Here is a 25,332-nt window from a genome sequence, read left to right on the forward strand (position 1 = left end):
ATTCCCTGACTTTGAGAATTTACTGATGCAATAATTGCCGCCATTTCCCATGAAATAAGGGCTGGCGGCGGGTGAGATTTTTTTAGAATTCATCGGGAGATCGCACCTGAATAGAGCTGATTCAGATGAAAATGACGTAACAATTACAGTGTAGAAGCTGGATGGATATTGTGCTGAGAAATCGTCAGGACATTATTGAAATAACAATATCCTTTTTTGTGGCGGGTTATTTTAAATGCAATATTAATGGGAATATTCCTCTCCCGAATGGGAGAGGAAAAAAAGATCAGAAGTTCCAGTCTTCGTCTTCGGTTTCGACGGCTTTACCCATCACATATGACGAGCCGGAGCCGGAGAAAAAGTCGTGGTTCTCATCGGCATTTGGCGAGAGCGCAGACAAAATTGCCGGGTTCACTTCGGCCATTTCCGGCGGGAATAATGGCTCGTAACCGAGATTCATCAGCGCTTTGTTGGCGTTGTAGCAGAGAAACGCTTTCACGTCCTCGGCCCAGCCACTATCGGCGTACAGATCGTCGGTGTAACGGAGTTCGTTATCGTAGAGATCCATCAGCAGATCCAGCGCGAAGGTTTTCAACTCTTCGCGTTTTTCTGCACTCATTTTTTCCAGTCCTTTCTGGTACTTATAACCAATGTAGTAGCCGTGTACCGCTTCATCGCGAATGATCAGACGAATCAAATCGGCGGTATTGGTGAGCTTGCCTCGGCTCGACCAATACATCGGTAGCCAGAAGCCGGAATAGAACAGGAACGATTCCAGAAACACGCTGGCGATTTTTTTCTTCAGCGGTTCGTCGGCGCGGTAATACTGCAACACCTGCTGCGCTTTGCGCTGTAAGGCAGGGTTCTCTTCGCTCCAGCTGTAGGCTGCATCGACATCTTTGGTCTGGCACAGCGTAGAGAAAATAGAGCTGTAAGAGCGGGCATGTACCGCTTCCATAAAGCTGATATTCGACAATACAGCTTCTTCGTGCGGTGTTAGCGCATCCACCATCAACGCGGGCGCACCCACGCTGTTTTGAATGGTGTCGAGCAGCGTTAGCCCGGTAAATACACGAATGGTAAGCTGCTGTTCTGCCGGGCTTAAGGTTTGCCAGGCGGGTATGTCGTTCGACAGCGGCACTTTTTCCGGCAACCAAAAATTGCTGGTCAGGCGGTTCCACACTTCCAGGTCTTTATCGTCCTGGATTTTGTTCCAGTTAACCGCGCTGACGCGTGATAGTTGGCTCATCCTTTTCTCCTTACAACGCGCAGGACACGCAGCCCTGGATTTCGGTGCCTTCCAGCGCAAGCTGGCGCAGGCGAATGTAATACAGCGACTTGATGCCTTTTTTCCAGGCGTAAATCTGTGCTTTGTTGATATCGCGGGTGGTGGCGGTGTCTTTAAAAAACAGCGTCAGCGACAGCCCTTGATCCACATGGCGCGTGGCTTCGGCGTAGGTATCAATGATCTTTTCCGGCCCGATTTCGTAGGCGTCTTCGTACAGTGCCAGGTTGTCGTTGGTCATAAAAGGCGCCGGGTAGTAAACACGCCCGGTTTTACCTTCCTTGCGGATCTCAATTTTCGACACAATCGGATGAATACTCGATGTCGCATGGTTGATATAGGAAATCGACCCGGTGGGCGGCACCGCCTGCAGATTCTGGTTATAGATCCCGTAGCGCATCACATCCTCACGCAGTTGTTGCCACATCTCACGGGGTGGGATTGTGATGCCAGCACGTTCAAACAGCGCCCGCACTTTTTCCGTTTTTGGTTGCCAGTCACTTTCCAGATACTGGTTGAAATACTCGCCGCTGGCGTAGCGCGAGGCCGGGAAACCGGCAAAATGTTGACCGCGCTCACGGGCGATCATCATCGAGGTATGCAGTGCATGCCAGGTGATGGTGTAGAAATAGAAATTAGTGAAATCGAGCCCTTCCGGGCTGCCGTAGGCGATGCCTTCGCGCGCCAGATAACCGTGCAGGTTCATCTGTCCAAGCCCGATGGCGTGCGAGGCGGCATTACCGTTTTCCACTGAGGGCACCGAGCGAATGTGGCTCATATCCGATACGGCGGTTAAACCGCGAATGGCGATTTCCACCGTGCGGCCAAAGTCCGGTGAATCCATGGTGTGCGCAATGTTCAGCGAGCCAAGGTTACAGGAGATATCGCGCCCGGTGTCGGCGTAATCAAGGTTCTCATCAAAGGTCGAGGCGCTGTTAACCTGCAAAATTTCCGAGCACAGGTTGCTCATGTTAATGCGCCCGGCAATCGGGTTGGTGCGGTTGACCGTGTCTTCAAACATGATGTACGGGTAGCCAGATTCAAACTGAATTTCCGCCAGCGTCTGGAAGAAATCGCGGGCATTAATGTAGCTTTTACACACACGATCGTCGGCCAGTAATTGCTCGTACATCTCGCTGATGGCAACGTCGCCGAACGGTTTGCCGTATAAACGCTCGACATCATAAGGCGAGAACAGCGCCATTTCGGCGTTCTCTTTCGCCAGCCGAAAAGTGATATCCGGGATCACTACGCCCAGCGACAGGGTTTTGATACGGATTTTCTCGTCGGCGTTTTCGCGCTTGGTATCAAGAAAACGCAGAATATCCGGGTGATGCGCATGCAGATAGACCGCACCTGCGCCCTGGCGTGCGCCAAGTTGGTTGGCATAGGAAAACGCATCTTCCAGCATTTTCATTACCGGGATCACCCCGGAAGACTGGTTTTCAATGCGCTTGATCGGTGCGCCGGCTTCACGCAGGTTGGAGAGCAGAAATGCCACGCCGCCGCCGCGTTTGGAAAGCTGCAACGCGGAATTCACCGCGCGACCAATCGATTCCATGTTGTCTTCAATGCGCAACAGGAAGCAGGAGACCAATTCGCCGCGCTGTTGTTTGCCGCAGTTGAGGAATGTTGGTGTCGCGGGCTGGAAACGGCCAGAGAGGATCTCGGTAGTTAACTGGCGCGCCAGCGCTTTATCGCCCTGCGCCAGCGTCAGCGCCACCATGCAGGCGCGATCTTCGAAATGTTCAAGATAACGTTTGCCATCGAAGGTTTTCAGCGTGTAGCTGGTGTAAAACTTCCATGCGCCCAGAAAGGTCTGGAAGCGGAAACCGTTGGCGTGCGCATCGGCAATCAGGTCGACGACGAAAGCGCGGTCGTAACGGGCCAGCACGCTGTCGTCGTAATAACCTTCCGCCACTAGCCAGTTCAGACGTTCATCCTGACTGTTAAAGGTCACGGTATTTGGGCGCACATGGGTTGCCATAAAGGCATCCACCGCCTCGCGGTCTTTATCGAACTGGATGCGGCCGTCTTTGTCATAAAGATTCAGCATCGCATTCAGCGCGTGAAAATCGGGCGCGGATTGCATCACGCGCTCTGCGGTTGTCGTAGCCAAAATTCGCTCACTCCTTTACGCACATTGTCGATGTCCTGCCGGGTACCCATTAGCTCAAAACGATACAGATACGGCACGGCGCATTTTTGCGATATCACATCGCCTGCGCGACCAAATGCTTCGCCGAAGTTACGGTTGCCGGAGGCGATCACGCCGCGAATCAATGCGCGGTTTTGTGGATCGTTCAAAAAGCGGATCACCTGGCGGGGAACCGCGCCTGCCGTACCGCCGCCGCCATAACTGGGCACCACCAGGATATAGGGTTCGTCTACCTGGATCCGTTCACGCTCATTAAGCGGAATGCGCACGGCCGGCAGCCCGAGACGCGCGATAAAACGCTGCGTGTTTTCCGAGCTGCTGGAGAAGTAGACGAGGGTGCTCATGCGCTGGCAACGCTCGGTGCGGCGTGTAAGCGGTTAATCATATCCGGGCGGAAACCGGACCATGTTGTTTCCCCGGCGACGACCACCGGTAACTGACGAAAGCCCATCGCACGCAGCTCATCTGCCGCTTCCGGCACGTGGTCAACGTTCACCATTTCGAACGCCAGGCCACGGCTTTCCATCGCGCGTTTGGTGGCGTGGCACTGAACACAATCATTTCGAGTGTAAATGGTAATGCGCATAGTTCGTATTTCCGTTTAAAATGGGACGACGGCGCGAAGGTTCGCGTCAGTTAGTGTGTGTTACTGTTTTGAATACTATATGTAGTTATTTAAAGATGCAACCACACAATATATAGGAAATTGTCATAGGCTTTGCCCAAAGGATGGAAACAATGGGTAAGGGCGGTTTGTACGCGTTTTGTACAGAAAAGGGCGATGTGCAGGCAAATAAAAACCCCTGCGGGGGAAACCGGCAGGGGTTGGGTCGTGCGGAAATCTGTTAGCGGCGCAAGCTCAGTAGCGCGCCAACAAAAATACCGACCGCGGCGGCAGCGCCAACGCTGCACCAGGGTTTGTCTTTCACAAACGTATCGGCACAACCCACGGCATCTCTTGCTGCTTGTTGTACTCGAGTGCGGCCATGCAGACGCGCGCGGGTCTCTTTGAGCAGCGCCTGGGCTTTACGGCGTGCGCTTTCGGCTTCGTCTTTCGCGTCGCTACCCCAGGATTTCAGCACTTCTTCGAGGCTATCAGCGAGCTGGTTAACATCGTGGTTAATATCCTCAACACCTTCATCTACGTCACGGCGATTCGGTCTGTTAAACATAGGATCCTCCCTCGTTTTCGATGTGAATTTTAGTTTAGACCATAATTTTCAAGGCCAGACGGCAATCACGCCTTTCAGGTTCGTTTGTGGAATTTTCTGAGTCACGGTCCATGCTCAGTCATGTAAGGTGGCGAGGCTTTGGAAAGATGACGAGGAAAATCTATGTATTTAAGACCCGATGAAGTGGCGCGCGTGCTGGAAAAAGTGGGATTCACCATGGATGTGGCTACGCCGAAAACCTATGGTTATCGCCGTGGCGAAAATTATGTATATGTTAACCGCGAAGCGCGTATGGGACGCACGGCGCTGGTGATTCACCCCACGTTGAAAGAACGCAGTTCGTCGCTTGCGGAGCCCGCCTCGGACATCAAGTTGTGCGATCACTATCAGAATTTCCCGCTCTATTTCGGCGGAGATGCGCAGGAGCATTACGGCATTCCGCACGGTTTTAGCTCACGCGTGGCGCTGGAAAAGTTTATTACGGGGTTATTTGGCGAAGCGCATTAAAAGGCGGCAGACCAAAGACTGCCGCCAGCCATCAGGCTTTAGCCTGATGGTAGTTGCTCACCCGGAACAGGCGGCGGCAATAATCGAGGAAGTAACCGTACACCGCGCCCATCATCATCGACAGCACAATATTGGAGCTGACTGCGGCGACAATCTGGTGCCAGTCGGCACCGACACTCCACAAAATGGCGACATATACCGGTGACTGAAAGGTCACATAAGCCAGCACATCTGCGAGATTTTTCATCCAGCCAGACGGGCTAATACGGCGGGCGTAACGCATAAATGCATCGCGGTACATGCCATAAGGCCAGGCAATAATAATGTTCACCGGGATCGCTACCAGCCGTGATGAAAGTGACTGTTCAAAGCTCATTCCGGAGAGGAATATTTCAATCAGCATGTTCACTACCGAACAGTAGACAACCATCGCAAAGGTGTCCGCAGCGGCGTGACGCAGGCGAGACTGCGAAGAGAACATGGTGGTGCTCCTTGATAATCAATAAACAGGCTGATGAACGGTCGTGTTAGCGTTTTTAAACGGCTGGCTTGATGTGGATAGAGTATCTATCTGCATTGAAACTAACAACTAGCGATAAATTTTTATTTTCTTTTCTTTGTTGGATAAAGTGCTCTGCGTTTGCGTGAATTTTACGCATTTCATTATTTTTGTTGGGTTGGCTATTAAATGTATTAACTATCAATTAGTTATATTTTCTATGTGATGTGGCGCGCTGACTGGCACGTATCAAATAGCCACGTTTCAGCGCGCTATGCTTCCGGGGGGGAAATAAAACAGTGGGCAGCATTTTTTATGCTAGTTAAGCGTGAATGGCAGTGTTTAGTGCTGAAAATTGAGTTGCTTGTTTATGCGGTTTTTTTGAATGGAAATGAAGTTTAAAGCGGTGGGAGAACGCCCACCGCCGCCGATCAGCAGACGCCAAAATCTCCGTCTTCTTTATACAGCGAGACATCTTCCGCTTTCAGCGTGATTTTTGCGGCCTGCTCGTCGTGGGCCGGAACCGCGACAATCTGATCCTGATGCACTTCCAGTACTTTCAATTTTGGCCCGCCAATGCGTGGCTGCACAATATCGCCGACAGAAAACATGTTTTGCTCCTTTTGTAATGAGTTTGTGAAGATAAACATAGCCTGAACGCCCGCCAGGGTACAGCGTAAAAGAGGGTAAACATAACCAATGAAAGTGGCAGGTGCAGACAAAGTGGCTAATCTTTAAGGGATTGTTTTTTCAATCAGCTGGAATGACGTTGCGTTGCATAGGAGGCTTAATATGGGTTTCTGGCGAGTTGTCTTTACCATCATCCTGCCGCCGCTGGGCGTACTGCTTGGCAAAGGCTTTGGTTGGGCATTTATCATTAACATTCTGCTTACACTGCTGGGTTATTTCCCAGGCCTGATCCACGCGTTTTGGGTGCAAACCCGCAATTAACCCCTGCCGGGCGGTTTTCCGCCCATTATTAAAACTCACCTGATTACACCCCAATTTATGGTGGTTTTGCGTGAATTTTGCGCAAAAAAGTAAAGCCTCCTGCTCTGCAGACGATAACCGACTAATTAACGTCAATTTTATGGAGAAGATATGAGCATTCAGGATGTCGGTTCGGCTGCCGCGTTGCAGACGTTGCCCGAGGTACGTCAGTCGAAAACTATCATCTTTGCCGGAAAAGAGATCGTCACGGAAAGCTCCATTTCCGTCAACATTTCAGCAGAAGCGCTGGCGAAGGGCATGGAAGGGCACACTGCGCCGACTAAAGAAGAGGGCGAAAAAACGGCCCAGGCAATGGCGACGGTCCGCAATGCTAACATGGCCACGTATTCCCGTGGGCCAAGCCTCGCCAGCGAGTTCTATGCCGATCCGCAAAGCGCGGGTGACGCGGTGAAGTTTATTGATTTTTTCCAGCACTCTTCCGTTAACGCCGATGATATGGCTGCCGCGCTGCATCAGGCGCTCATTTCGCCGCAAGCGAGCGGTGATTACACCACCAGCGCGATGGATCTGTCGATGACTCAGGCGAAGCTGAATGAGGTGGTGTCAAAGTACATCTCAGCTGATTATCAGCAGCCGGCCAGCGAGTTTGTCGCCGGTTTTATTGCCGAAAAAGCCGACCAGGCCGATCAGATGAACCGCGTGGTGCTGGCGCAAGCGTCGACGCTGGCGCAAAGCCTGGGCGATACAGCACAAGCCAGTTATCACCAGCAAGCGATTGAGCAGCTGAGCGCGGGCACGCATGATTCGCAGACGGTACGCAACCACATGCTGAGTATTACCGCCAGTAACAGCGACAGCGATAGCTGGTTCACGCAGTTCAACCAGTCGGTGGACAGTAGCGGAACGCTGCCGTTTATTCGTGATATCGAGAAAAACCACATCAGCGCACTCCAGCAGCAATGGCAGCAATTTACGGTCTTTTTGCAGACGGCAAAACAGAGCGAGGCAGCCCAGGAGAGTGTCAAGCTGTAGACAATCACCGCCACAGCGTTGTGGTGTTATCCGGCTTAAAAACGCAATCGTGAAATGAAGAAAAGCCAGCGCGACAGGGATATCGCGCTGGCTTTTGGCGGGTGTTAGAACGTTTCCCAGTTGTTATCACTGCTTGAATGTGTCGCCGTAGTAGACGGGCGCAGCGGCGTGGCTTGCGGTTTGCCTGGTTTAGCATTCTGCAGCGCGCTGTGCCCGTTAACACGGAACACGGCAACCGCCTGACGCAACTGCTCGGCTTGCTCTTCCAGTGCCGCGGAGGCGGCGGCGGATTCTTGTACCAGCGAGGCGTTCTGCTGCGTCACGCTGTCCATTTGCGAAACCGCGAGGCTCACCTGCTCGATCCCTTTGCTCTGTTCTTCCGATGCGGAGGCGATTTCACCCATAATATCCGTCACGCGCGTAACCGCATTGACGATCTCTTTCATTGTATCGCCCGCTTCTGCAACCTGCGTGGTACCTGAGTTCACCCGGTTCACTGAGTTATCAATCAGGGTTTTGATCTCTTTAGCCGCCTGCGCACTGCGGCTTGCCAGGGTACGGACTTCGCCGGCCACCACCGCAAAACCACGACCTTGTTCACCAGCGCGAGCGGCTTCTACTGCCGCGTTGAGCGCGAGAATATTGGTCTGGAAAGCGATACCGTCAATCACGCTGGTGATATGGGCGATTTGCTGCGAGCTATCAGAGATTTCGCTCATCGTGCGCACCACATTGTTCACCACTTCGCCACCGCGCGCGGCGGTATCGGAGGCGTTTTTCGCCAGATGCGATGCCTGACGGGCGTTGTCGGTGTTCTGTTTCACCGTCGCGGTTAACTGTTCCATGCTGGCAGCAGTTTCTTCCAGCGAGGCGGCTTGTTGCTCGGTACGCGACGAGAGATCGTTGTTACCGGTGGAGATTTCGCTCGCCCCGGTGTAAATCGAATCGGAACTGTTACGCACTGCGCTAACGGTTTTCACCAGCGAAGATTGCATTTCATGTAAACCAGCGGCGAGCTGGCTCATTTCGTTACGCCCTTCGGCCGAGATACTCATCGTTAAATCACCACCGGCGATGGCGCGAATATGCCCCATCACGCTGTGCAGCGGGCGCAGAAGCAAATGCTGTAAACCCAGCCAGATAACGGTCATCACCGCAATCACCACCAACAAAATCACACCCAGCGTCCACTGCATGCTGGTAAAACTGCTCTGGTTTTGCTGTGCGGCGGCTTGCAGGAAGGTGTTGTTTTCCGCCCGCCATTTGGCGTAGCTGGCATCCATATCATCCTGCGCTTGCTGCGCGTCGAGGTTGCCGTAAGCTTCATAGTTATTGGCGCGCAGGAAGGCAATCGACTGCTGCAACACATCGTGCATTTTGGTAACGTTCTGCGCCACTTCGTCAGCTAACGCGCCGTCCTGCCCGGCAACGCGCGGTGTGCTTTTGTAGTTGTTGAAATACCCTTCGGACTTACCCAGAGAATCTGCCGCCGTAGTGAGCAGCTTCTCAATGCTGACCAGCGACGCCGGATCGCGCTGGTTTTTCAAAAAGCGGATCGCCACGCGGGTAACGGTAACGCGCGTTTTGATAAGCGTGTTCACGCTGTCGCCAAGATTTTCTTGCTGCGCGTTCAAAACGCCAGTGTTCTGAAAGTTGACCCTGTCGTTATTGACCGCAGAGTAGAAAAGACCCCCAGTAACCAGTTGAAGAAGACAAAATACTGAAAGAGCAATAATGATGCCTGTAATAACCCGTATATTTTTTAGCATGGCCATAGTCCGTGAGAGAGTCGGGATTGCACCACTAATATCGACCTGGCCAGCATTAACTTTATGATCACTTTTTAAACACTTAAATAAGACTTAAATAAGTGCCGGCGCCTTGCGCGCCGGGAAAGTGTTTTAGATTTTTTTGCGCCGTTTTACGGCGAGAACAATATGGGGTTCCAGCAATTTGGCCACGGCGGCAAAGACGGGAACGACAACCGAGTTACCAAACTGGCGATAGGCTTGCGTATCGGAAACCGGAATACGAAATGGTTTTTCGCCCACTTTTTCAAACCCCATCAAGCGCGCGCATTCATGTGGTGTCAGCCGTCGCGGGCGACGTGCCTGATTTTCCGCATTGGCAAAATCGGCCTCGCCGAGCGCTTTATCCCAGCCGCGATCGATAAGGATTTCTGATCCATCTTTGTGATAACGCGCCGAAAGGGTGCGCGCCACGCTATCGGCACGGGTTGGATCAACCAGCCCGAAGCCAAAACCATTGCCTTTCGCCGCGTGTTTTTTCGCGTAGCGATAGAGGTAATCCCACAACTTATGTGACAGCACATATTTGCTGTCGACGGTGGGATCCAGCAGATCACCGAATGCGGGCCGTTTTGTAGGATAAAAACGGTCGATATCGCGCAGGGTAAAACCGTCGGCGAGGTCTAAATCGCGGCGAAAACCCACCAGCACAATGCGCTCGCGGTGCTGGGGTAAGAAGTGTTTGCCGTCGATGATTTTCGGGTCATCTTTGCCATTTAGCGCGGCGTCAGCTACGTCGTAGCCCAGTTCATCCAGCGTATTCATGATCACGCTGAAGGTTTTGCCTTTGTCGTGGCTCTTTAAATTTTTAACATTTTCCAGCACAAAGATGGCCGGGCGACGGGCTTTGATAATGCGTGCCACATCGAAAAACAGCGTGCCTTGCGCTTCGCACTCAAACCCGTGCGCGCGGCCCATGGCGTTCTTTTTACTGACGCCCGCGAGGCTAAAGGGCTGGCAGGGGAAACCCGCGAGCAGAACATCATGCTCGGGAATAGTCGCGGCGATGTGTGCATAGGCGTCGGCTTCGGAAACGTTCGGGTTGCCGCTCAGCGTGACTTCGCGAATATCCTGGTTGAAGGTGTGCGTGGCATGGTCGTTGTACCAGTTGGCTTTATAGGTGCGCACCGCATTTTTATTCCATTCACTGGTAAACACGCACTGCCCGCCAATGGCTTCAAACCCGCTGCGAATACCGCCGATACCGGCGAAGAGATCGATAAAGCGAAAGCGATAGTTCGGGTGATGCGCGGGTGGGGAGGGCAGCAAGCTGCGCAGCAGCGCTTCTTCAGCGGCGGTGAACGTTCTCGGATTGCCTTTGCCGTTGACCCAGCGGTTGAGCGATTCGCGGCTCCACTCGGTTTTACCCGCTTTTTTTAACTGCTCTGCCACGTATTTCTGACCGTAGATTTCCAGCACCTGATCCAGTAGTACCCGGTCCCGTTCTTGCTGTCGCTGCTGGTCAGTATCTGCCTGCGCCAGCAGATCCTGCGCAAGTGAATCAAATTCCGCCATGACGTCTCCTTGGGGTTAGGCTCTGAAATATATCACTCATTTGACCCAGAGGATAATTGGCAGGTGTTGAGATTTTTACTGCGCAATAAATAACGGCGGTACAGATTCGGTAAGCCACACGCCGTTATCAGCTTGATAGAAAATAAAGCCCTGCGTCTGCATCTCGCCTGCGTTAATTCGCAATACCACCTGTTTCCCATGGCGCTGCCCAACTGCCGTTGCTGTGACTTCATCCGCAGATAAGTGCACATACTGGCGCGATTTTGCTTCGAGCCCCTGCGCCAGAATGTCATCAAGGAAACGGGTTGCCGTGCCGTGATAAAGCGTTTCTGGCGGTGCTTTGGGTTGATAGGAAATGTTGACCTGCGCGGTGGAATGTCCCTGCGCGGCGCGGATTGATGCACCATCGGCAGATAAGGTGAAGCGCTTTTTATCGCTGGTGTCGACAATCTGGCGGATTATTTCGTGGGTAAACGCATAACCTTGTAGCGCTGCGCCCGCAATCAGCGAGTCGATATTCGCCCAGCCTTCCGCATCCAGCGTCAACCCAATTGCTTGTGGTTCATGGCGTAAGACGTAGCTTAAAAACTTGCTCATCTCATTCTGTTTTTTGTCCATCAATGACTCTCCGTTTGAAAGCGCTATTATCTAGGGACCTTTCTGTGTGGGCAATTACCCACTTTTGGCGGCGCAAACCTGTCTAACTGCGGTTCCACGGCATTTTCGCCAGCAGCAGCGCCATGCCGCACCAGCCGCTTAATCCTGCAAACAACAGCCCTGCGCCGACAAAACCCGATAGCAGGAAGAAATTGGGGTGAATCGCAAAACCAAGCACCACACCGAGCAGGATCAAGCTGCCTGCGACAATCTGCACCTGCTGCATCAGCGGGCGCGGCTGACGTTTATCCTGCACGGTCGACAGCTTTTCGCGCTTCCAGTTATTCATTCCGCCTTCGAGGATCATGACAGTTGCTGGTGCCATTGCGCGCGCCAGCGCTTCGGCATTTTGCTGCGTACGCATGCCGGACTGGCAATGGAAAATAACCGTTTGTCCCGGCGAAACGTGTGCCACGTTTTTCCCGGCCAGCAGCTCATCCAGCGGCAGGGAAAGCGCGTCGGGCAAATGTTCACGACGAAATTCATCCACCTGGCGAATATCAACAATCAGCGCGCCATTTTGCTGTTGTGCTCTGGCTTCTTTGGGGCTGACAGGGGTGTATTGCATGGCTATGCCTCCGGGCAATAAATTGTTTTCAGTGTATGGACCAGCGTTCGGATCGCTGGCGCTTTAATGAAGTAGTTCACCCGCTGCGCCTGGCGCTGGCTTTCGATCAAACCTTCCTCTTTCATCCGCGCCAGATGCTGCGAAGTGGCTGACGGGCTCAGACCAGTGATCGCGCTTAATTCCCCGGCGGACGTACCGGGCGCGTCGCACAACATGCAGAGGATCAGTAAACGATGCGGGTTGCTCATCGCTTTAAGCAGGGCAGAGGCTTTTTCTGCCTGCGCTTGCAGTAAGGTGATATCCGGGTTTGTCATTGTATTTTAGCTTTTTCTAAATTTAGACAAATCTAAATCAAAAGCAGAGGAAAAGGCAACATGTATGAATAAATTACTCACACTTTCGTGTTTGAATTCTTGCATGCAACTCCGTTTACTGGCGGCTAACGTCCCGCTATCCATGGAGAAAATCGTGAAAGTTAGCCGCAATCTCAGCTATGCGATCTGCGCCCTTACTATGTGGGTCAACGGCGCAAATGCGTGGAGTAATGCGTTGCCCGTTGGGCCAGCGGTCGGCGATCAAACGCTTTCGCCGTTTTACATCTGGGATGGCGCGTTACCCGATAAACCCGGCGTGATGCTGCGTGAAGAGCCGATTCCTGGTCAGCCTGACATTACCGATGCCAGCCAGATCGCGCGCATTCTTTACACCTCGCAGGATAAACGCTGGAATGCTGGCATCGTGCCGGTCAGCGGTACGCTGTGGCTACCAAAAGGGCAAGCGCCAAAAGGCGGCTGGCCACTTGTTGCCTGGGCGCACGGAACACTGGGCGTTGCCGATAGCTGCGCGCCTTCCTGGACCAACCCGACTCCGCGTGATGCGCACTATATTAACCAGTGGCTAAAGCAGGGTTTTGCCGTTGTCGGGACCGATTACCAGGGGCTAGGCGGGCCTGGCCCGCATCCGTATATGAACTGGGAAGCCGAAGGGCGTTCGGTGCTCGATAGCGTGCGCGCTGTGCTCAACAGCTCGCCGCAGGTAGCAAATAATCTGGTGATTAGCGGCCAGTCGCAAGGCTCCGGTGCATCGCTCGGTGCCAGTCTGCTCGCGCCGGATTACGCGCCGGAACTCAAGCTGCGCGCGACAATAGCCACCGGTGTGGTTGCCACTTTTCCGGACGGTCCGATCAAACCGGGGCCTGCGCGGCCAGGGCAGCGCGATCCCGCCCGTTTTACGCTTCTGCGCATCATTGGCGGTTCGTTGCCGGACGGCGCACCGGCTGCTGAAAAATGGGTGACGGATAAAGGCACGAAGATGCTGGCGCTCGCCAGAACGGCCTGTATGCCGGAACTGGGGCGTTACGAACGACGGGAAAAGCTCACTGGTGGCACGGTATTTGTGGGCGGCACAAAGCAGGTGGAGTCAAAATTGCTGGCGGTAACGGATATGCCGGTGAAAACTTTTCCCGCACCGCTGTTTACCGCAACCGGGCTTGCCGATCACACGTTGTCGCCACATCACCAGTACGCCGCCATCGCCGCGCTCTGCGCGGGTGGTAATGCAGTGGAGTGGAAGACCTACCCTGGCATCACGCATAACGGGGTCGTTAACGTCGCTTTCGATGATGAACTGAAGTTTGTGCGCGGCGTGATGGAAAACGCCCCGCAGCCCAATAGCTGTGGTTCGTTACAGGCGCCGGGGAAATTGCAGCAACCCGCCAGAGGCGTGGCGTTTAATAAGTAGCCTTAATTTTGTCATTGGGAAAAGCGCATTTGCCCGTTGTTATGCTTATGAATGAGAAAAAGGTGTAACAGTAAAAAAGAGAAGCCTTGTGCAGGCTTCTCCTTCGAAAGCGGCTTTATGAGGCCAGTGACAGAGCGCCGATAATACATTCTTTTTAATTAACGTAACGATCAATGCTGCCCAGAATTCGTTCCAAACGCATTCGTTCGCGTTAGACTTCTTTTTATTTTTATATTTTTAATTTTTTCACCTTCATTTGGCATCGGAATATCTTTCTTAAATTCAGAAAGTTTTCCTTTGGTGTTCTTTTTGACCAACTTTCCATTTTCTGAAATTATCATGTTTTTATGGGGTTTAGAGAAGGTGATTGTTTCTCCTAAATAGCCGTAAACATTTCCTTTCTCTCTTTTTAGTTGTAATTCAATTAGTCTTTCTTCCAGCTTTCCAGCTAAGGATAAAGAAAATGGACCTTTATTTTCTACAATGAATTTATAAACCTTTCTGCTTTTTGTTATTAAAGGATCAACGACAATTTGGTCGCCTTTTCCTTGTGCGCTGTAACAAGCACTAACTTTTATTTTTGCCGTTTCTGGCAGACCGAAATCGTTTATTAGCGTTTGTGCCACCTGATCGGCAGAAGCTTGTGGAAGCGAGCCTGCCGATGATTCGCCATAAAAAAATGCGGTGGTGGGGGAACCATGAGAATTAATAATTAAATGGTCATTTTCTTCCATCTCCTGAAGGTTGTGGGCGATATTAGTCAACATACTCTCTTTAAGTTCTTGGTTGTAATTGGGTATGCGTGCAAAGAACGTTTCTACAATATCGCTAAATGTTCCTCTGTCCTCAGGTTTGAGAACAGTGATTAAATCCGCCTTATAACTCTCCCATCTCGCATTATTCTCCATCATCAAACGTAAAATCCTTGCTTCATCCAAAAAAGGAAAATAAATAAATCGCCTTCCGGGGGCCAACCCATCGTTGTCCTCCAGCGTCACGGGATTATTTTGCACCATCCTGAACAGATTCAGCCCGTCCACTGTACCCGCCGGATCAGCGCTTAGCCACCGCCCCGCCCACGGCTGGTAATAGCGGTAACCGTAGTAATAGAGCCCCGTGGCGTCCTGCTCTTTGCCGGAATAACGGAGGATTTTGTAATCCGCCTCCAGCTGGCTGCGGGCCGCAAACAGCGCTGTGCCGCCGTACGGGTAATACTCCTCCTGGCTGATAAGTTCGCCGCTGCCGTCCACTTCCAGCGCGCTGCTGCCGGTAAGATTGTCGTAGCTGTAACGAATCGGGTCATTAGCAATTCCGGCAGGCTGACCGCTTTCCCAGTGCAGTATCCGCACCTGCGCGCGTCCGGCTACGCCGACGGTTATCACCTGAAGGGTTTCCGCGCTGCTGCTGCGCAGTTCCAGCCCCGGCAGGTAAATCACCTTTTTCGTCTGTGTGCTGTTGCCGGTCAGTTGCGAAGTCACTTTCACGATGCGCTGGCTGCTGGCGTCGTAACGGTAACTTTCATTGTCGTCCGCTGCGCCGTCGCGGGTGACGGGCGTGACTTTCTGCAGTTCCTGTCGCGCTGTCCACAGCAGGTTCTGCCCCGGTAAAAGCAATTTCTGCTGACCACCGGCGGTGAACAGCGCCTCCACATCGGCCGGTTTTTCTGTGAGTGTGCTGATTACCGCCCGGTTGCTGCGGTCGGAGACGGTGATGCTGGTGGTGTAGTTATTGCCGGAGGCCGGGGCGCTGTGCTGAATTTTCGTCAGATTACCGGCGTTGTCGTAGGTGTAAGTGCGGGAATAGTTCGTGTAGGTGGCGTTATCGAAGGAGGTGAAATCAGGCCGGTTGCTGCCCTGCTGCACCGCATTGGCCATTTCGCGCCCGGTGGCGCTGACCAGCTGGTAGAGGCTGTCGTAGGCGTAGGAGTTTTCGGGAACGACTTCCTGATTGCGCCAGAAACGCGTCTCCTCGGCATCGCTGGTAATCACCAGCACGTTGCCCACCGGGTCGTACTCGTAGCGCAGGTCCTGCAGCACTTTTGCGGCTGTAATGCGTTCAGTTTTAATACCCACCAGCCGCTGGGTTTCAGCTTCATAGCTGTAAGTGGTCACCACGCCGTTGCCGTGCTCCTCGCGCAGCTTCTGTCCGGCAGCAGAGTATGTCAGGGATTTCACGATGACTTGTTCTGTTTCACCCTTAATGGTCAGCCAGCTGCCCTTCAGCAAACCCGCCACATCAAACGCCACGCGCTGGATATTGCCTTTCGCGTCGGTGGTGGTCAGGACATTCCCGGCGGCGTCTACCGTGCTGGTTGTGGTGTAGGTTTCACCCGCCAGCAGGTCGTTCCACGCCGAGGCGTCCGCGCCCTGCCAGTCGGCCAGTGCGTCGTCCGGCAGCAGCTGGCGGGTGACAGAAAGCGGTACGCCGCTCAGGGAAACACGGCTCATCGAAAGCAGACCTGCCGGGTCGTAATGGCTAACGCATACGCCAGCGATATTCAGCGCCTGATCTGCCTCCGTGTTGCCCGCATACATAAAGCGCTCCGCAATACGTGCTGCTTCGCCAGCCATCTGCTCAGTCACGCTAAGCGGGCGTCCGGGCATTGAGGCGTCTTCATACTGCCAGTGACGGATTACCACCTGGCTTCGGTCTTCAGCGCCGTCGTCAGCGGTGCGAATATTACTGGCCGAGGTCAACAGGCGCCCGCAGGCATCGTTCAGGCTGATAGTGATGCCTGCATCTACGCTCTGAGTACGCAATACATCGCCGTTCAGATCCGTTAGCCAGATAAAGTTCGCCAGCCCGGTATCGTGCAGACGCGGATCGGCGCTGCGAGCCTGGAACCCGCGTGCATCAAACCGATGGCGGGTAATGCGTTCGTCAGTGGTGTCCGGCGCATCGGGATGACGGTGATATACGATTTCACGCACTGTCAGGCCACGGTTATCCATAACCGCGACTGACGGGGTTTTGCTGAACAGTGATGTGCTCATTATTTTCTCCTGTTTGAGTGATGCCGCCAGTAAGGCTGCATGATTAAAAATAGAGCAAACAGGAGAGGGCCGGCGGGGGAATAATTCTTATGACGCGGGGTGGCGAAAGCGCAGGGTTGCGGGCAACACGCGCTGCGGCGAAGCCGGTTCATTGCCCTCTATCATCTGGGTGATGATATCAAAGCAGTCCTGCGCGAGGCGCGGGACATTCTGCTCCACCGTATCAATCGGCAGCGTCAGCGAATCATATAAATAGTGATCGTCGAAACTGGCGATATGAATATCGCTCTCCAGCAAATGGTGCTGGCTCATATAACGCAAAACCCCTTCCAGCAGGCCGCAAGCGGCGGTGAACAGCGCTTTAGGCGGGCGCCCCAGTTTCGCGCACAGAGCGGCAAACATCTCGTAACCGCTGCTCGGATGATAATTACCGTGAATGATCCACTCCGGGCGCGGAGTAACGCCCGCGCGCTCCAGCCCTTGCATAAACCCGGCAAGGCGGTCTTTCGTTGGCGACAGGCGCGGTTGCCCGCCAAGAAAGTAAACTTCATCAGGGTTGGCGCGCGCCAGCCTTTCGACCAGATCGGCGGTCGGCGTCAGCGAATCGGTGATCACCAAAGGCAGTTGCGTGTCATTGATATGGCGGTCAAACAGCACCACCGGCAACTGCTCGCTGAGCTTCACATAATCGGCGTCGTTTTGCATGCTGGAGGCAACAATCAACCCGTCCACCTGGCGTGCGACCAGGTTGTTGACCACCACCGTTTCCTGGCTGGCGTTTTCGTCGGTACAGGAGATAAGCAGCTGCAAACCGGCTTCGCGGCAGAGGTTTTCCAGCTCGTGAGAAAAAACGGCGAAACCGTAGTTAGTAATTTCCGGCACCACCAGCCCCAGCGTGTGGCTGCGGTTTTCACGCAGCAGGCGGGCATGAATGCTGGGTTGATAATGATGCTGCTGGGCGATGGCCTGCACGCGATCGCGCGTCTCCTGCGCCACGCGCAGCTCTTTGCCGCGGCCGTTAAGCACCAGGCTGGCGGTGGCTTTCGACACACCCGCCAGCGCGGCGATATCACTGATGGTAACGCGTTTTGTTTTTCTCACGGTTGTGCATCGGTTAAGGAAACAAGCACTTATTCTACCATGCAAGCACGTAACGACCAGTAACTGGCCTGCACTTCTGCGTCTCCCGTCAGGGTTATTTGCGCCGGATGGTCCGGGAAGTAGCGGCTGCTCATCACGCCTTCACCATCGTTGATAAAGATCTCGACGCTGGAGTGGTCGCACAGGATCTGCAATTTATGCGCGTATCCGTTCCAGTAACGGTACAGCCATGCGCCGTTCTCCAGGCTACGGCGCGAAAGGCGCAGCTCGTCATGATGCCATTCGAGGATCAGCGTATCGGCGAAATTCAGCGTCACGTCGCCCGCGCTTTCCAGCACCAGCTCCAGGCGTTGCGCGTCTAGCGTGGGCATCTTGTGCGCCGCGCCGTGATAGTGCTGCTGTTCACCGCGCAGTGCCTGCAACTCCTTAACGGGCTGCTGGTACAACTTTCCGTTGCGGGACGTCAGTTCACGCAAGCAGGTCATCTGGTGGATCCAGCCGTAGGCAACGGTCGGCTGGCGCATTTCTTCGCCGTCCGGCACGCCCATCCAGCCCACCAGCAAGCGGCGTCCGTCTGCGCTGAGCGTGGTTTGCGGGGCGTAAAACTCAAACCCGGCATCCAGTTCGTGAAATTCGCCGTGCTGGTAGCTCGCACTGGCGTAGTCGAACTGACCGCTTAAGTAAGCACTTGGGTAGGTGTTCAGATAGCGCTTCTCTTCGCGCGTCACGCCTTGCGGGCAGCAAATCAGAAAGGTACTGCCGTTAAGGGGGAACATATCCGGGCACTCCCACATGTAGCCCGCGTCACCCAAGCCGCCCAGCCCGCTACCGGCGATTTCTCCCAGGTTTTGCCAGTTCCACAGGTTTTCGGAACGCAGCAGTAAAACTTTGCCCTGCAATTGCAAGTCCTGCGCACCCAGCACCATGTACCAATAATCGCCGTGGCGCCACACCTTCGGGTCGCGAACGTGGCCGGTGTAGCCGTGCGGCAGGGGGATCGCCGGGCCGAGCTTGTCGAAGCCACCTGCGCTGTTTTGCACCGCCAGGCACTGCCATGCGGTGCGTGTGCCATCGTCAAATTTGACATTACCGGTATAACAAAGCGTCAGTACGCCGTTGTTATCTACGGCGCTGCCGGAATAACAACCGCTGCGGTCGTACTCTTCATCAGGCATCAAGGCGATAGGTTCATGCTGCCAGTGCACTAAATCCTCTGAACTCCAGTGCGCCCAGCACTTATGCTGGTGCTGGCAACCCAGCGCATTCCACTGATAGAACAGGTGGTAGCGCCCGGCAAAGTGGATAAACCCGTTCGGATCGTTGAGCAGCCCGGTAGTGGGTGCCAGGTGCCAGCCAGGGTAATGGCTGTCATTTAGCGCCTTCGGTTGACCTTTCATCACCGCCTGTAAAATGGCGGGCAGCAGCGGTTGTGAAGCCATTATTCAGAGTCCGTTTTGTATTTCAGCAGGTAAGAGATAACAAAGGCGACGCTAAAGGCGATAGCCATGCCGATAATATAATTCAGCAGCGAGCTGGCTTGCACAATCGCCATCCCTGGTAGGCCAGTCAGGCCAACCGCCGTCATATAGACATGCACCGACACCACCCACGCGCCGCCAACCGCGCCGCCGATAAGCGCGGCGATAAACGGTTTCATAAAGCGCAGGTTGATACCGAAAATTGCCGCCTCGGTAATGCCGAGCAGGGCGGAGAACGCCGAAGGCAGGGTAATTGCCTTAATCTTCGCGTCTTTGGTTTTAAACCATACCGCCAGGCACGCGCCGCCCTGCGCCACGTTTGCCATCGCCCAGATTGGCAGCAGGAAGTTAACGCCAATCGATGGGTTACCTAAAAGCCCGGCTTCAATAGCATGGAAGCTGTGGTGCACACCGGTAATCACAATCACTGAATACAAGCCGCCGAACAGCAAACCGGCCAGCCATCCGGCATGGGTGATAAGCGTACTGAGCACAAAGGAGATGCCGTCGCCGAGTGCGCGACCCGCCGGGCCGATAATCAACATCGCCACAAAGCCGGAGATAATCACCGTCAGGAATGGCGTGAGGATCAGATCCAGCGCATCCGGGATCACCCGGCGCAGCTGTTTTTCCAGCAGGCTCATAAACCACACCGCCAGCAGCACCGGGAACACCGTGCCCTGGTAGCCGATCATCGCCACTTCGATGCCGAAGAAATTCATGGTGTGGAAGCCTGCAGCCACGCCCCAGGCGTTGGTCAGCGCCGGGTGGGTCAGAATACCGCCAAGCGTAGCGCCAAGGTACGGGTTACCGCCAAACTCGCGTGCGGCAGTAAAACCAATCAGGATCGGCAGAATGATAAACGCCGCCGAGCTGAACATGTCGAGCATGATATAAAGCGCGTTGTCGGCGCTGACCCAGCCGTAGGTTTTCACCATCCCCAGCAGGCCCATCAGCAGGCCGGAGGCGACAATCGCCGGAATAATCGGCACAAAAATGTTGGAGAGCAAACGGGCGATACGCTGGAACGGGTTAAGCTTGCGCGCGGCAATATCTGCCGCTTCTGATTTGCTGGTTTCGCTGATCCCGGCTTCGGCGATAAACGCGGCGTAAACTTTATTCACGACGCCAGTGCCGAAGATAATCTGCAACTGACCAGCGTTACGAAAGCATCCCTTTACACCATCAATTTTGCCAATCGCGGCAGTGTCCGCTTTGGCATCTTCCACCAGCACCAGACGCAAGCGTGTCGCGCAGTGCGCGGCGCTGGCAATATTGTCCTTGCCTCCCAGTAGCGGCAGTAGCGACCGGGAAATTTGTGCAAAATCCATAAAAACCTCTGTTTTATCGTTTTTGTGGGACTAACCGGCAAAAATGGCTCCCGAAGGAGCCGTTTCATCAGAACCAGGTTTCCATTTGTACGCCGAAGTTCCATTCGCCGCCTGCCTTGAAGCCGTCGCTGCCAAAGGCATCGGAGCTCGCATATTTGTCCAGACGGTGATCCCAGTCCATCCAGGTGGCGAACAGGCGGATTTCCGGGCGTTTAAGGAATTCACCCACATCGCTGGCTTTCAGCGTTGGGGCGACAGTGAGTTTGTAGAAGTTGCCGCTGACGGCGTTGCGGCTGTTGTAACCTTCCGGGCGCAGATCCATGTACTGATAGCTGCCTTCATACTGCATCTCGAAGTTTTCGGTAAAGCCCTGAATCAGGCGCACGTTGGCGGTTGCCCATTGATAGCTGTCGCCTTTGACATAGCGATCTTTGCTGGTCTGCGCCAGCAGTGCCGGGGCAATATGCCAGCCACCGCCGAGCGGCGTAATACCGTAGCTGGCAAGACGCCAGGTGTTGGCTTCCGACAGCAGCGCGCCGTCGGAACCGATCGATTTCACTTCCGCACCCAGGCCGTGACCATACAGCAGTGCGGTTTTCGCTGAGCCTTCGCGCAGGCCGTAGAAGCTATCGTTATGCAGGCCGAGCAGGGCGTGCACACCGGTGTTCGCCGCATCGTTCTTCACTTTGTTGCCGTCGAGATCCAGTCGGTCGTCGTTATCTTTGGCGCGCATTCCGCTCACCATCAATTGCACCGGGCCGTAGAAGTTATTCAGCGAGAGAATGTAGTTCTGCGCGGTGTTTTCGCTGTTTTCGATATCGCCGAAGGTGCGCCCGTAAATCGAGACGTTGCTGCGCGTGTTGTCGTTCCATTTCATGTCGTAAACGCCCGCGCCGGTCCCGGCGAGGAACACCACATCGGAGTCTATCCAGTGGATGTCGAAGTTGTCGCGGTCAAAGCGTTTACCGGCCCAGACGGTGGAATCTTTAAACGCGCCGCTAAAGCTTGGCAGATGGCCAATTTCGGTAAACGCCTGGCGCAGGTTGAGATCGCTTGAGGAGGCCGTCCAGTCGTTATAGGTTTTCTGCCCGTCGGCGAGCATCACTTTAAAGCGCGTGGTCGCGCCGTTCGCCAGTGTCTGTTTATGCTCAAGATTCATCTCAACATAGGTGTCCGGCTCATTCCCCAGACGACCAACGTGACCACCGGTTTCTCCGGCTGGCGTCACCGTTGGGCCACCTTGGGTTTTGGCCGCAGAGTTGTTCATCAGTAAGCCAGAACGGGCGTAGCCGTGGAACTCAAAACCACCTTCGTCAGCGGCTTTTTGTTCCAGTTTGGCGATGCGCTGCTCAACTGGGGCGGTGGTGGTCTGGTTTTTTTGCTGGGCGGCAGCCAGTTGCTGAGCCTGTTTTTCGGCGGCCTGCGCACGGTTTTCGGCGGCGTTAGCGCGTTGTTCTGCGGCTTGCAGGCGCTGTTCCAGTGCGGCGAGACGCGCTTCAATGCTGCTCATGCTGGGGTCGGCGGCGTGAGCGGCACCGGCGCTTAATATCAAACCAAGGGTTACGGCGAGCGTGCTTTTTTTCATCTTTTTGCATCCCTAAGGAAGAGCCATCATCACAGAGTTATTTTGCTAAACCGGTTTAGGCCTCGAATCATAATCAAGGCCAATTTCTCCGTGCAATGAAATTTGCTAAACCGGTTTAGTGATTGTGAGACGGCTCGCAAAACGAAGCGGCAAGCCTGCCAAATCAGCGGCATTGTTCCATAAGTTGGTGGTGATACGGCAGGGCGGTCATCGCGCCTTTGGCGGTGGTCGCCAGCGCACCGCAGATCTGCGCGCTAGCAAGCCTCGCGGATAACTGCGCTTCGCAGTCCGGCAGCCCGTGCTCCGCCAGACCCCACAACAGCCCGGCGACAAAGGCGTCGCCCGCACCGGTGGTATCGACGCTCACCACCGGCAAGGTGGGATAGTGATAAATTTTGCCGCTGTACCAGGCGGTGACGCCGGCTTTTCCTTGTGTCACCAGCAGTAAACTGATGGCATAACGCTCCGCCATGGCTTGCATGCTGGCTTCCAGTTGTGTTGAGCCGGAAAAAAACGCCAACTCCTCTTCAGAAAGTTTCACCACATCGGCCAGCGTTAAGGCCTGGCTCAGGCACTGGCGAAGCTGCGCGGCGTCCGTCCAGAGATCCTGGCGAATATTCGGATCGAAGCTGACAAACCCGCCTGCGCTGCGTACCTGCTGCATGGCAGAGAAGGTCGTTGAGCGCGATGGTTCCGCCGCCAGCGCAATGGAGCAGCAGTGGAGCCATTCGCCACGCTGGAATTCTGGCAGGTCGCTTTTGGCAAGAAACAGGTCAGCGCTGGGGCGCACCATAAAGGTAAACGAACGTTCCCCGTCATTGTCCAGTGCTACCACCACCGTGGAGGTGCGCTGCGCCGGATCGGTGCGCATAAACGCGGTGTCGACCTGTTCTGCTGACAGCGTTTGTTGCATAAAACGGCCAAATGGATCGTCACCGACGCGGCCAATAAACCCGCTATTTCCCTGTAATCGGGCAACTCCGACCGCGACATTCGCCGGTGCGCCACCGGGGCACTGCATCAAATGCCCCGGTGCTTCCGGCAGTAAATCCACGACGGCATCGCCCAGACACCAGACTCTGGCTGACATGCTATTCTCCTGGCAAAAAGTATGGCTAAAAATTAACTAAAACGGTTTAGCAAATCAATGATGTTTTGCAAGACCAACGATTTTTACCCCTTGCTGTGCGGCGGATTCTGCGCGAAATGTAAAAGATATATCAGGAGAAGACGGATTGTTGCAGGCGAAAAATAACGATTTCCAGCCATATAAGATCTGAATTCATCTCATTAAATATAAATTAAGATGGTTGGCGTGGTTATTTATATCAGCGAGTTACCTGTTCTTATTAATAAACAGACATTTCACCCGTTAATGGTTTTTTCCTTTTAAATTCAGCTTAATGACGCGCTGTTTTTCTTTATTTAATGATTGGCTCGCAAATTTTTACTCATTTGAAAAAATAAAAATCAGGGTTTATAGCTTTTTCAGGAATGTCGAATTAGCGAATGCACTCATAAGGAGAGGGCACATGGATGAGCAATACCCTGGCATAGACGATATTTATGCCTCACTGGAGCTATCTTCGTCCCTGGAAAAACACCAATTCCCCGCTAAAGAACGGGACCCGCGCAATGTCTTTGCCGCAGTACGCGACGAATTGATGCTTGACGGTAACTCACGACAAAATCTGGCCACGTTTTGCCAGACATGGGTCGACAGTGAAATTCGGACATTGATGGATTTATCCATCGATAAGAACATGATCGACAAAGATGAATACCCGCAAACGGCTGACATCGAGTCTCGCTGTGTGCATATGCTCGCCGATTTATGGCACTCGCCGGAGGCCGAAAACACACTCGGTTGTTCGACGATTGGTTCATCCGAAGCGGCAATGCTCGGCGGCCTGGCGCTTAAATGGCGCTGGCGAAAAAAACAGGCTGCCACAGGTAAACCTACCGATAAACCGAATCTGGTCTGTGGGCCAGTACAAATCTGCTGGCATAAATTTGCCCGCTATTTTGATGTTGAGCTGCGCGAAATCCCTCTTCAGGGCCAGCGTTTGGTGATGAACGCCGAGGAGGTGCTCAAGCGTGTTGATGAAAACACCATTGGTGTTGTCCCGACGATGGGCGTCACCTTCTCGTGTCAGTATGAGCCGGTGAAAGCAGTGCATGATGCGCTGGATAATCTGCAACAGAAAACCGGCCTGGATATTCCCATCCATGTTGATGGTGCCAGTGGCGGGTTTCTGGCGCCGTTCTGTGCGCCGGATATTCAGTGGGACTTTCGCCTGCCACGGGTGAAATCGATTAATGCCTCTGGCCACAAATTCGGTCTTGCTCCGCTGGGCGCCGGTTGGGTCGTATGGCGCGAAGCCGCCGATTTGCCGGAAGAACTGATTTTTAATGTTAATTACCTCGGCGGCAACATGCCGACGTTCGCCCTCAATTTTTCACGCCCTGGCGGGCAGGTCATTGCCCAGTATTACAATTTCCTGCGTCTGGGGCGGGAAGGCTACGCGAAAATTCACAACGCCTGTTACCAGACAGCGCAGTATCTGGCACGCGAAATCGACAAGCTTGGGCCGTTCAAAATCTTGTTCGATGGCGACAGTCAGCAAGGCATTCCCGCGCTGGCGTGGACGCTACGCGCTGAGCGAGCCATTGGCGGATACACCCTTTATGACCTTGCAGATCGCCTGCGTAGCCGTGGCTGGCAAGTGCCCGCCTATTCAATGCCTGCCCATCGGGAAGATTTGGTCATCCAACGAGTGCTGGTGCGTCACGGCGTAAGCCATGATCTCGCCAGCTTGTTGGTGGACGATATTAAGCGCGCACTTGACTACTTTTCCCGACATCCGGTCAGTAGCCCGCTCAGTGCTGAAGAAGCCAGCGGTTTTAATCACGCCTGAGGCCCGGAAAGTCTCGTTAAAAAAAGGAGGAGAG

The 25,332-nt window shown here is 54.0% G+C and carries 23 protein-coding genes; 5 read left to right on the forward strand and 18 right to left on the reverse strand.

All coding sequences use genetic code 11. The annotated features are described in order from the left end of the window. Positions 1-286 precede the first annotated feature (286 nt). The 5 genes from nrdF to E0L21_RS09540 form a co-directional block, all read right to left on the reverse strand. Positions 287-1,249 (reverse strand): class 1b ribonucleoside-diphosphate reductase subunit beta, encoded by a 963-nt coding sequence (gene nrdF / locus E0L21_RS09520; RefSeq protein ID WP_131408851.1) that lies wholly within the window; start codon positions 1,247-1,249, stop codon positions 287-289. A 10-nt stretch (positions 1,250-1,259) separates the two neighbouring features. Then, entirely contained in the window at positions 1,260-3,404 is a 2,145-nt protein-coding gene (nrdE, locus tag E0L21_RS09525) for a class 1b ribonucleoside-diphosphate reductase subunit alpha (protein WP_131408853.1), read from the reverse strand. Beyond that, positions 3,377-3,787 (reverse strand): class Ib ribonucleoside-diphosphate reductase assembly flavoprotein NrdI, encoded by a 411-nt coding sequence (nrdI, locus tag E0L21_RS09530; protein ID WP_131408855.1) that lies wholly within the window; start codon positions 3,785-3,787, stop codon positions 3,377-3,379. The genes nrdE and nrdI overlap by 28 nt, the downstream gene beginning before the upstream one ends. Further along, positions 3,784-4,029, reverse strand: a complete 246-nt coding sequence (nrdH, locus tag E0L21_RS09535; RefSeq protein ID WP_020454901.1) for a glutaredoxin-like protein NrdH — start codon at positions 4,027-4,029, stop codon at positions 3,784-3,786. Before nrdH ends, nrdI begins: the two co-directional genes overlap by 4 nt. Before the next feature lie 259 nt (positions 4,030-4,288). After that, on the reverse strand, positions 4,289-4,615 hold the full coding sequence (locus E0L21_RS09540; RefSeq protein WP_131408857.1) for a DUF883 domain-containing protein: 327 nt from the start codon (positions 4,613-4,615) through the stop codon (positions 4,289-4,291). Between the two features lie 162 nt (positions 4,616-4,777). Between E0L21_RS09540 and E0L21_RS09545 the strand changes: the two genes are divergently transcribed. Then, a complete protein-coding gene (locus tag E0L21_RS09545; RefSeq protein ID WP_017459338.1) occupies positions 4,778-5,122 on the forward strand; it encodes a DUF2002 family protein in 345 nt (114 codons plus the stop codon). A gap of 31 nt (positions 5,123-5,153) precedes the next feature. Here E0L21_RS09545 and alaE read toward each other — a convergent pair whose 3' ends face one another. Beyond that, positions 5,154-5,603 carry an L-alanine exporter AlaE gene (alaE, locus tag E0L21_RS09550; protein WP_131408859.1) on the reverse strand — a complete coding sequence of 150 codons (450 nt, stop codon included), beginning with the start codon at positions 5,601-5,603 and terminating at the stop codon, positions 5,154-5,156. A gap of 449 nt (positions 5,604-6,052) precedes the next feature. Next, entirely contained in the window at positions 6,053-6,232 is a 180-nt protein-coding gene (locus tag E0L21_RS09555) for a hypothetical protein (RefSeq protein WP_020454900.1), read from the reverse strand. A 181-nt stretch (positions 6,233-6,413) separates the two neighbouring features. Between E0L21_RS09555 and E0L21_RS09560 the strand changes: the two genes are divergently transcribed. After that, the gene (locus tag E0L21_RS09560; protein WP_017459341.1) at positions 6,414-6,572 is read left to right on the forward strand and encodes a YqaE/Pmp3 family membrane protein; all 159 of its coding nucleotides are present in this window, start codon (positions 6,414-6,416) and stop codon (positions 6,570-6,572) included. 150 nt (positions 6,573-6,722) lie between these two features. Then, a complete protein-coding gene (locus E0L21_RS09565; RefSeq protein WP_131408861.1) occupies positions 6,723-7,604 on the forward strand; it encodes a hypothetical protein in 882 nt (293 codons plus the stop codon). A gap of 104 nt (positions 7,605-7,708) precedes the next feature. Here E0L21_RS09565 and tcp read toward each other — a convergent pair whose 3' ends face one another. The 5 genes from tcp to E0L21_RS09590 form a co-directional block, all read right to left on the reverse strand. Continuing rightward, complete coding sequence (gene tcp, locus E0L21_RS09570; RefSeq protein ID WP_131408863.1) at positions 7,709-9,373, reverse strand: methyl-accepting chemotaxis citrate transducer; 1,665 nt, start codon at positions 9,371-9,373, stop codon at positions 7,709-7,711. A 132-nt stretch (positions 9,374-9,505) separates the two neighbouring features. Further along, complete coding sequence (locus E0L21_RS09575) at positions 9,506-10,927, reverse strand: DNA cytosine methyltransferase (RefSeq protein WP_131408865.1); 1,422 nt, start codon at positions 10,925-10,927, stop codon at positions 9,506-9,508. A gap of 75 nt (positions 10,928-11,002) precedes the next feature. Continuing rightward, positions 11,003-11,545, reverse strand: a complete 543-nt coding sequence (locus tag E0L21_RS09580; RefSeq protein WP_131408867.1) for an RNA 2'-phosphotransferase — start codon at positions 11,543-11,545, stop codon at positions 11,003-11,005. Positions 11,546-11,627: 82 nt separating this feature from the next. After that, positions 11,628-12,152 (reverse strand): rhodanese family protein, encoded by a 525-nt coding sequence (locus E0L21_RS09585; RefSeq protein WP_131408869.1) that lies wholly within the window; start codon positions 12,150-12,152, stop codon positions 11,628-11,630. Positions 12,153-12,154: 2 nt separating this feature from the next. Continuing rightward, entirely contained in the window at positions 12,155-12,466 is a 312-nt protein-coding gene (locus E0L21_RS09590) for an ArsR/SmtB family transcription factor (RefSeq protein WP_131408871.1), read from the reverse strand. Between the two features lie 103 nt (positions 12,467-12,569). Between E0L21_RS09590 and E0L21_RS09595 the strand changes: the two genes are divergently transcribed. Continuing rightward, the gene (locus E0L21_RS09595; RefSeq protein ID WP_235855216.1) at positions 12,570-13,892 is read left to right on the forward strand and encodes a lipase family protein; all 1,323 of its coding nucleotides are present in this window, start codon (positions 12,570-12,572) and stop codon (positions 13,890-13,892) included. A 170-nt stretch (positions 13,893-14,062) separates the two neighbouring features. Here the strand turns inward: E0L21_RS09595 and E0L21_RS09600 are convergent, their stop codons facing one another. The 6 genes from E0L21_RS09600 to E0L21_RS09625 form a co-directional block, all read right to left on the reverse strand. Next, positions 14,063-16,885 carry an RHS repeat protein gene (locus E0L21_RS09600; protein WP_235855217.1) on the reverse strand — a complete coding sequence of 941 codons (2,823 nt, stop codon included), beginning with the start codon at positions 16,883-16,885 and terminating at the stop codon, positions 14,063-14,065. Positions 16,886-16,972: 87 nt separating this feature from the next. Continuing rightward, positions 16,973-17,986, reverse strand: coding sequence for a substrate-binding domain-containing protein (locus tag E0L21_RS09605; protein ID WP_131408873.1), 1,014 nt, complete (start codon positions 17,984-17,986; stop codon positions 16,973-16,975). A gap of 29 nt (positions 17,987-18,015) precedes the next feature. Next, complete coding sequence (locus E0L21_RS09610; RefSeq protein ID WP_131408875.1) at positions 18,016-19,425, reverse strand: sucrose-6-phosphate hydrolase; 1,410 nt, start codon at positions 19,423-19,425, stop codon at positions 18,016-18,018. Next, positions 19,425-20,795, reverse strand: a complete 1,371-nt coding sequence (locus E0L21_RS09615) for a sucrose-specific PTS transporter subunit IIBC (protein WP_131408877.1) — start codon at positions 20,793-20,795, stop codon at positions 19,425-19,427. The genes E0L21_RS09610 and E0L21_RS09615 overlap by 1 nt, the downstream gene beginning before the upstream one ends. Positions 20,796-20,862: 67 nt before the next feature. After that, a complete protein-coding gene (locus tag E0L21_RS09620) occupies positions 20,863-22,380 on the reverse strand; it encodes a carbohydrate porin (RefSeq protein ID WP_131408879.1) in 1,518 nt (505 codons plus the stop codon). A gap of 163 nt (positions 22,381-22,543) precedes the next feature. After that, on the reverse strand, positions 22,544-23,470 hold the full coding sequence (locus E0L21_RS09625; RefSeq protein ID WP_131408881.1) for an aminoimidazole riboside kinase: 927 nt from the start codon (positions 23,468-23,470) through the stop codon (positions 22,544-22,546). A 442-nt stretch (positions 23,471-23,912) separates the two neighbouring features. Here E0L21_RS09625 and E0L21_RS09630 point away from each other — a divergent pair, with 442 nt between their 5' ends. Continuing rightward, complete coding sequence (locus E0L21_RS09630) at positions 23,913-25,298, forward strand: glutamate decarboxylase (protein ID WP_131408883.1); 1,386 nt, start codon at positions 23,913-23,915, stop codon at positions 25,296-25,298. Positions 25,299-25,332: the final 34 nt, after the last annotated feature.

Source organism: Kosakonia quasisacchari (assembly GCF_004331415.1).
GTDB lineage: Bacteria > Pseudomonadota > Gammaproteobacteria > Enterobacterales > Enterobacteriaceae > Kosakonia > Kosakonia quasisacchari.

Coding starts and splice junctions, on each gene's coding strand:
- E0L21_RS09630 (WP_131408883.1), top strand. CDS start 23,913: ATGGATGAGCAATACCCTGGCATAGACGATATTTATGCCTCACTGGAG.
- E0L21_RS09555 (WP_020454900.1), bottom strand. CDS start 6,232: ATGTTTTCTGTCGGCGATATTGTGCAGCCACGCATTGGCGGGCCAAAA.
- nrdH (WP_020454901.1), bottom strand. CDS start 4,029: ATGCGCATTACCATTTACACTCGAAATGATTGTGTTCAGTGCCACGCC.
- alaE (WP_131408859.1), bottom strand. CDS start 5,603: ATGTTCTCTTCGCAGTCTCGCCTGCGTCACGCCGCTGCGGACACCTTT.
- nrdI (WP_131408855.1), bottom strand. CDS start 3,787: ATGAGCACCCTCGTCTACTTCTCCAGCAGCTCGGAAAACACGCAGCGT.
- nrdF (WP_131408851.1), bottom strand. CDS start 1,249: ATGAGCCAACTATCACGCGTCAGCGCGGTTAACTGGAACAAAATCCAG.
- E0L21_RS09620 (WP_131408879.1), bottom strand. CDS start 22,380: ATGAAAAAAAGCACGCTCGCCGTAACCCTTGGTTTGATATTAAGCGCC.
- E0L21_RS09580 (WP_131408867.1), bottom strand. CDS start 11,545: ATGGACAAAAAACAGAATGAGATGAGCAAGTTTTTAAGCTACGTCTTA.
- E0L21_RS09595 (WP_235855216.1), top strand. CDS start 12,570: ATGCAACTCCGTTTACTGGCGGCTAACGTCCCGCTATCCATGGAGAAA.
- E0L21_RS09565 (WP_131408861.1), top strand. CDS start 6,723: ATGAGCATTCAGGATGTCGGTTCGGCTGCCGCGTTGCAGACGTTGCCC.
- tcp (WP_131408863.1), bottom strand. CDS start 9,373: ATGCTAAAAAATATACGGGTTATTACAGGCATCATTATTGCTCTTTCA.
- E0L21_RS09585 (WP_131408869.1), bottom strand. CDS start 12,152: ATGCAATACACCCCTGTCAGCCCCAAAGAAGCCAGAGCACAACAGCAA.
- E0L21_RS09600 (WP_235855217.1), bottom strand. CDS start 16,885: ATGAGCACATCACTGTTCAGCAAAACCCCGTCAGTCGCGGTTATGGAT.
- E0L21_RS09615 (WP_131408877.1), bottom strand. CDS start 20,795: ATGGATTTTGCACAAATTTCCCGGTCGCTACTGCCGCTACTGGGAGGC.
- E0L21_RS09575 (WP_131408865.1), bottom strand. CDS start 10,927: ATGGCGGAATTTGATTCACTTGCGCAGGATCTGCTGGCGCAGGCAGAT.
- E0L21_RS09545 (WP_017459338.1), top strand. CDS start 4,778: ATGTATTTAAGACCCGATGAAGTGGCGCGCGTGCTGGAAAAAGTGGGA.
- E0L21_RS09610 (WP_131408875.1), bottom strand. CDS start 19,425: ATGGCTTCACAACCGCTGCTGCCCGCCATTTTACAGGCGGTGATGAAA.
- E0L21_RS09625 (WP_131408881.1), bottom strand. CDS start 23,470: ATGTCAGCCAGAGTCTGGTGTCTGGGCGATGCCGTCGTGGATTTACTG.
- E0L21_RS09590 (WP_131408871.1), bottom strand. CDS start 12,466: ATGACAAACCCGGATATCACCTTACTGCAAGCGCAGGCAGAAAAAGCC.
- E0L21_RS09540 (WP_131408857.1), bottom strand. CDS start 4,615: ATGTTTAACAGACCGAATCGCCGTGACGTAGATGAAGGTGTTGAGGAT.
- E0L21_RS09560 (WP_017459341.1), top strand. CDS start 6,414: ATGGGTTTCTGGCGAGTTGTCTTTACCATCATCCTGCCGCCGCTGGGC.